The organism is Caldithrix sp. (assembly GCF_056497305.1).
On record NZ_JBSMDE010000129.1, the window covers coordinates 1 to 7,633 of the forward strand.

Below are 7,633 nucleotides of genomic sequence, written 5' to 3' on the forward strand. Positions count from 1 at the left end.
CAATGGCCGAAAAAAACTTTTTTACACAACCTATTTCATTGTTTTTATTGGATTTTTCGCGGCATGCTGTATATATTCAAGCTGCTTTATATTTATTCAACTAACGGCCTATCCAATTAATTTTTAAAAAATTAAGAAAAATCCACGTTCTTCGGGCTTAAGATGAAAACTTATGCAGAGCGCTGCAAAGCATTTTTTATTAAATAAAATATTCGCGCCACAAGTTATTCACCCACGGTTGAACGAGCCCAACATTCGCCTTTTAAAACAGGGGCAGATTAAAAACTAAACCGCCGGCGAAACACCTTCCTGAATTTCGCCGGCTGATTTTAATTTGCAAAGTTCATCTTTTTAAGTTTTTCAAAAACCGAGGATGAGCCTAACAGTATATTTAAACAGAAATCTGAAGGCCAGGTGTTTTTCGCCGGGCGCAGGATGGCTGACATACAAAGGGAAAACCATCTCTATTCCTGGTACCTTGAATTTAAGCCCGGCCTCCGCAAACCATTGACGCCCTTTAAGTTCCATCGATTTTTGTCCCAGCATAGCTCCGCTGCCATACATCACCGGTAAGTATTTCCACGGCTTAATCGTCAGGCTTAATGCGGCGCCGCTCTTACCTGAAAAATACCGATTGTCCGGGTCTCCATAGCCGTACATTTTCATGCCCCGATTCAATGTGTAATGGCGATTGGGCGCCAGAAGTCCTCTACGGGCAAAGACAAATTGTTGATGTCTGGGATCAATTTCGCCGCTGGCAAAGATGGATTCCTGGCGGGGGTAAGCTGTTCCCCAGATATTGGCCCAATAGCCTTCCAGCCGGAACCAGCTATTTTTGGCCAGCTGATACCACCAGTTCCCTTCGGCCTCTAACTTAGCAAAATCCGTTTTGCCACTGGCCAACGACATCCCTTTTTGCAGACGAACGGTAGCCGAAGCGCCCTGTAACATTGTTTGCATTGCAAACTTGCCTTCCACCGAAAGCATCTCATAGCGGGCTTTTTCAAACATGGAAGACTCATAATATCGGGCATCGTAAAGATCAACCGTTTCCAGGGCCAGATTCAACTGCTTGCGGGGATAATCTTGCCCTCGCTTTTGAAACCAACTGTTAAAAAACAAGCCCCCTTTGCGCATGCCGTCCATATCGAGCCATTCTGCCTTGATATCCGTGTAATTAGCCAGCGGCCAATGAAAGCGATTGGTAAGTGTAACATGGTAACCCATCCTGCTCGATTGCGTGGCATAATAGGCGCTGCCTGTCCAGAACCATTGTTTAAAAATGGGATTGCCGCCCCAGAGCATGCCGCCCAAACGATGTTTATCAACAAACGATTCGTACCAGTAATAGGGTAAAATAGTGATCTCATACGTTTCAAAGCTTGGAATCTGCGGGAAGAAGTGAACCTCAATCGGAGGAAAACCGGCCTGATTGTTCAGGTAGTTCATTTCAAAGATGGAATGGCGTGGATTAACCTCTACGTTTACCGGATCAGATTTTATGTTAAAGACCAGAGGGCGCTCAGGATGCACGTCCCACCATTTTTGCAAGGTGTCTCCTGCAGCGGTGACCAGCCGCACCGGCGCGGGCATGTCTTTCATGGTGCCCTTATTTTGCACAAACACTTCAACTTTTATTGAATCGCCAGCTCGTTTCCTGTTTACTCTATCAATTACAAAATCGCAATAGGTGGTAGAATTGTACCAGTCCTCAATGAACCAATCCAGCTGCTTACCGGAAACCTCTTCCATGACCTGGAAAAAATCTTGAACCGTTGGATGCTTACCATTCCATCGCTCGTAGTATTTGTGCATCGCTTTCCAGAAAACGGGTGGTGTGAGGTATTCTTCCAGTGCCAGTAACATCAATGTGCCCTTATGGTAGTTAATGGACCCATAGTTACTGCGATTGTACTGCTCGGCCCGTAAATTGAGCGGTAAATCCGTCCTTTCACTCACCTTCTTTCCATACGACATCTGCAGTAATTGCCATTCGCCTAAGTCCCTGAAAATATCTAAGCCCAAAAACAACTTTTTAAATTTAGTCAGATTGTATTTTCCGTAATAATGTTCCATGTATTTTAATTCCAGAAAGCTATTTACCCCTTCATCTAAAAAAGTAGAAACGCGTTCATCGGAACCCAGCATACCCATGAACCAGTTGTGGCCCACTTCATGCATTACCACCATTTCTAAAATATTACTCCAGCTATAGTAAGGTATGGAAACGATGGTAATCATCGGATACTCCATTCCCCCTCCGGCGCGCATCTGTCCCTGAACTACCGACGCTTTGGGATACTGATATGACCCAACTTTACGACCATAGAACTGTACTGTTTTTTTTACATAGTCGGGTACATGGCGCCAATCGTAGGCTGAAGTGGGATGGACCAGAACATTGGTTAAGACTCCACCATTGTGTCGTTTTCGTAATACCAGATAGTGCAGTCCGGTAAACCAGGCAAAGTCGTGCACGTTTTGAGCGTAAAAATGCACGGTTTTGGTTTTATTCGAATCCAGTTGATTTTCGCGGTCTTTCATCCATTGTTTAACAAACTGTTTACGATCGTATTTATCCAGACTTAAAAAATAGCGCGTGGTATCGGCCAGCCTTTGCATGAAAGCTTCTTCCTGTGGATCATCTTTTAGCATTCCGGTGGCATCGATGACAAATTGTTGGGGCAGGGTAATCTGCACATCAAACGTGCCGTAATCGCCATAGAATTCGCCCTGATCCAGGTACGAATCGGGGTGCCAGCCCTCTCGATCGTAAACCACCATTTTAGGGTACCACTGGCTGGCAGCAAAATAGTAACGATCCCATGTTCCCATTCGGGAAAAGACGCGGGGGAATTTTCCTTTAAAATCAATTTCGAACGTAATCGTATCGCCGGGCAGTAAAGGCTCGGGCAAATCGATTCTTGCTTCGTCAATTGCATCCTCTTTTAGGGCATAGTTCAACTTTGTCCCTTTTGCAGTCAGATTTATTAAATTGAGATAGCCTCTCTCTTTTTGTTTGGAAAAATGAAAACGGCTTATTCGTTGCTGCTCCTGCTGGCGGGCAAAGGGCGTGTCCTCCGATTTGTAGGCGTTGGGATACAGATGTAACCATACAAAGCGCAGCGTATCCGGAGAATGATTGATGTAGGTTAAAGTCTCATGCCCGGAATAGGTTTTCCCTTCCACATTCAAGTCCACTTTTATTTTGTAATGGACTTCTTGTTGAAAGTATGGCTTTTGCGCCCATCCAAACGAAAAAAGTAACACGGAAAAACAAATAACGCGTAAGTTCATTGGTCCTCCTACAAAATTTTTCCATAGATAGAATATAATACGAAGATATTTAATAAGGTTGCAAAGAAGTATGAAAAACTTGCTTCAAAAACTGTAATGCTTTGGAGTACAAAATTGAATGGGCCTCGGGATTTCCGTTTCGCTACAACCATAGGCCGGATAAAACTATTTAGCCCCCCTCGCCCACTTTACAGGAGAGCGCTGTGGGTAAAGCTGGAAAGTAAATAACAAAAGCCAGCGAGTGTGGAAAAGGAAGCGGAAAAAAGCAGACCTTTGGATTGTAAGCTTCAGGGGAAAACTATTGATTCAGGCCTGGTTAATGCTTTTCATGAACGTTTACTGCGGTCAACGGCTTTCAAAATTTTCAGGTTGAGCACAATAAAACGCCACAGTTGGTAAAGTTTGTTATATCTTTTTGACATGTTCATTCCTCCTATTCCGGAATAATACTCCAACCCGGACGGGCCTTAAACTTCCACATAAAGGTTGTGTGGATCATGCGTTTCATCCAGGCGCCGGCCAGCCCTAACTCCATGTCGGTCACAAAATTATCACGGCCCATTTCATTGGGATATTTACGCATGTCGGGCACCACCGGATAAATAATCATAATACCAGCTTCTCCATCCCACAAGGAATCGCCCATAGAAGCGATACAGGCGGCAAACATTTCGGACATCCGTTCAGCGTGTGTCATACGCCCGTATTTGATCAAATCAATTATGTTTTTGGCCACCACACGCCCAATAATTCCGGAAACCATGCCGGTCCTCGGAGGTGCAGGCGTAATGCTTAACCCATTGGGATTAATCGTAGGCCGTGAAATAGGCCCGGGCGGCGCAAAGGCAATCCCGGCAGCAAAAATATTTTTGTAATTGGGGTTCTGATAAACCGAAGGCCAGGCATCCGGGTTCTGTTCCAGCTGTTCGTACGGTAAACCATAGATGCCATCCACCAGGATAAGGCCGGCCTTGTTCACGATCTTTTCTGAAATATCATTGCCTTCTTTGTCCAGATATTTCATGGGCGAACCGAGAAATTGGGGAATCAACATGGCAAAATCAAAACGTGTTTCCCCTCTATGGCCATTGGCATCTTCCCAGAAAATGGTCTTTTCATCAACGGCATAGACACCTTTTTGAATTTCCCATTTAATATCGTATTCTTCAAAAATGGAACGAACCCAATCTTCACTGGTTAACAGCTTACCTTTTTTCCTGATCTGGATGCCCCGCACGCCGAAATCGCCCAGGCGAGGTTCATTAGAAAACCAGACTAATTCAGCCCGATCACGTAAACCCTTTTTGACCAGATCTTTATGAACGTTAACCAGAAACTCAAAACCGGCTCCCTGACAGGTCGCCCCCGGATGCCCGGTACCGATGACCAATTTAAACTTTTCACCTTTTTTCATGCGCTCGATTAATTCCAGGTAACGATCCCTGGTTTGAATGGCATGCTCCAGTGTACAAACTGAATAGGTAAAACCGTGTTGGGGCCCCAAATTTTGAGTCCCCTCAAAATTCAATTTGGGACCGGTGGCTATTAAAAGGTAGTCATAATCAATGTTGAGTGTTTCTTTTCCCCCGGCCTTTTGCACTACCACAAATTGCTCATCCGGATGAACTTCTGTAGCGCTGCCATGCACAAAATGCACATTAAGTTTTTTGTAAGGCTTGGACAGACTAAAATAGACCTTTTCGGGTTTCATGTGCCCAACGGACACCCAGATCAATGAAGGGATAAAAAGAAAATAATCGTACTTGTTGATTACAGTGATGTCATGTTTTTTACCGAGTGCTGAGCCTAAATAGAGAGCAGCCGTGTGCCCGGCAAAACCCGCACCGATTATTACTACTTTTGCCATGCGACCTCCAAAATACTTTACTTCATGGGTAATATATTAAAAACCATTTTGTTTTTCAAGCATATCAGAAATTTTTGGCAGAAATTTGAATACAATGTTTTTGCTGATTAACTTCTCTTCTGACAAAGGGCATTAACTGGCAAGGAAAATAATGATTTCGAAAACAGAACATCTGCTTATTATCGGTGGTAATGCAGCCGGTCTTTCGGCGGCCCGGCGGGCAAGACGCAATAATCCCCATCTTAAAATTACAGTTCTGGAAAAGACCGATGTTGTTTCTTACGGAGCCTGCGGATTGCCTTATTTCATTGAAGATGTCATCAAACAGAGCAATGATTTACTGGCCCTGCCCCTAAACGCGCTATTGCAGGATCATATCGATGTACGCTTACAACAAGAAGTTGTGGAAATCAATTTGCAAAATAGAGTGGTAATCAGCCGCTCAGCGGATGGGAACACACAGGAAAAGCACCATTTCGATAAACTGGTGCTGGCCACCGGAGCGCGGCCTATTGTCCCTCCTTTAGAAGGTGTAGAGCTTAAAGGAGTTTACACTATCCGTTCTTTGCGGGGCGCTGAACAGCTAAAGCAGGAATTACAATCCGGTCGCCACCGCTCTGCGGTAATCATTGGCGCCGGTTACATTGGGCTGGAAATGGCTGAAGCTCTGGTGCAACACGGGCTAAAGGTAACCGTGATTGAACAGAAAGCGCAGGTTCTGCCTTACATCGACCAGGACATGGCTGCCCTGGTAGAACAGACCTTGATCGAAAAGGGGATTACTGTAAAGACCTCTACGACAGTAACGCAAATTACAGGTCAGCAGGAAGTAAGCGGGGTTGTTACCGATCACGGAGAGGTAATTGCCTGTTCCCTGGTCATCTTATCTTTAGGCGTAAAACCGAATGTAGAGATAGCCAAAAAAGCGGGCATTGCCATAGGTAATACCGGCGCCATCCGCGTGGACGATCATCTGCGCACCAGTCACTTACATGTTTATGCCGCTGGTGATTGTGCCGAAGTAAAGAACATTGTCACCAACAAGTACGACTACATTCCCTTAGGAACGACGGCCAACAAACAGGGCCGTGCCGTTGGCGACAATGTCTCCGGAAAGCGAACGCGTTTTGCCGGAGTCGTAGGAACCGCCGTCCTCAAAATATTCAATCTGGAAGTCGGACGCACAGGCCTTACTGAAGCCCGGGCCCAACGTTTAAAAATGCCGGCGAAAAGCGTAACCATCAAAGGTCGTTCAAGAGCAGGCTACTATCCCGACGGAAAACGCATTACTCTCAAGCTGATCTTTGATTTTTTGAACGGGCGCTTACTGGGCGCCCAGATGATTGGCGAGGAAGGTGTAGCCAAAAGGCTGGATGTCCTGTCAACGGCATTGCAACACAAATTAACCGTAGCTCAGGTTAGCGTATTGGATTTAAGCTACGCGCCGCCTTTTGCTCCGGTTTGGGATCCTGTGCTCATTGCAGCCAGCCAGGCCCAAAAGCTGGTGCTTAACCAGCGTTAAGATTTGAAGGACAGGCCATGATGGCTAATGGTTTTGAATACTTTCCTTAAAAGATCAGTCCCGCCTTGTCGGGAGGTGTAATATATAACTAAGTCTGCACCGGGAAAAAAATAAGGGCTCATTGATTTAAAATATTCATTTGAAGAATCTTGCGCTTCTTAATGACAAAATCATTTCTGATAATAAATAGATAGATCAAATGAACAGTTGATAGGTTAAGGTAAAAGTCCCGTAGGGACGAAATGATATTAGCCCGCCGTTTTAACGGCGGGTGAAGGCAAATACACTAAACTTTGATCGACCCCGCTGGAACAAAATAGGAAGCCGTTTTAACGGCTTACACAAATGGACATTTTAATATCTCCCTTAAAAGATTTATGCCGCCAGAGAAGAATGCAAAAATTTTTGTATTGTGTGAGGAAATAAAAACCGTTTAATGGTTGAATGAGCATCGGGCTAACATTACAAATTCCCATTGGTGGTAGATGGGGCAATGATAGAAAATCTCCCCCACAATCCTTCCCCCTCTCCCAGATTTTTATTTTGGGAGAGGAAGATCGAGGGGGTGAGGGCAATTAGTTTTTAATTTAAATCCTCTTTGCGCCATTTGTGACTGCTTTGCCTGTCAGGCGGCGCCTGACAGACCTGCCCCCGAGAATCGGGATTTCCGCTGCGCTCCAACCGGCTGGACAGCCGTCCAGACGGGCTGGCCAGTCCCTGAAAATCGGGACGAGGGGGCGTTCAGTTTACCAGTTAAACGATTCTTCCTCCCGCTAAAGCAGGAATCAGAATGACACCCAGCACCATTTATCTATTCAACCATTCAACCGTTATGTTAAAAGTCAAATAAAAATCGATTTTTTTTAAATTTTGGACAGAGGTATCCTTTCTTATTTATTCATCTTAAAAAATTTTCTCCAAATTTCCTTTAATAATAAAATATCCGA

The 7,633-nt window shown here is 44.9% G+C and carries 3 protein-coding genes; 1 reads left to right on the top strand and 2 read right to left on the bottom strand.

Annotation, left to right across the window (positions count from 1 at the left end; translation table 11 throughout):
- Positions 1 to 360 precede the first annotated feature (360 nt).
- The gene (locus ACWB0I_RS10845) at positions 361 to 3,297 is read right to left on the bottom strand and encodes a M1 family metallopeptidase (protein ID WP_479388081.1); all 2,937 of its coding nucleotides are present in this window, start codon (positions 3,295 to 3,297) and stop codon (positions 361 to 363) included.
- Between the two features lie 433 nt (positions 3,298 to 3,730).
- Positions 3,731 to 5,164: an NAD(P)/FAD-dependent oxidoreductase gene (locus tag ACWB0I_RS10850; protein ID WP_479388082.1), complete on the bottom strand. Its 1,434-nt coding sequence runs from the start codon at positions 5,162 to 5,164 to the stop codon at positions 3,731 to 3,733.
- A gap of 151 nt (positions 5,165 to 5,315) precedes the next feature.
- Here ACWB0I_RS10850 and ACWB0I_RS10855 point away from each other — a divergent pair, with 151 nt between their 5' ends.
- Positions 5,316 to 6,686 carry a CoA-disulfide reductase gene (locus ACWB0I_RS10855; RefSeq protein WP_479388083.1) on the top strand — a complete coding sequence of 457 codons (1,371 nt, stop codon included), beginning with the start codon at positions 5,316 to 5,318 and terminating at the stop codon, positions 6,684 to 6,686.
- The last annotated feature ends 947 nt before the right edge of the window (positions 6,687 to 7,633 follow it).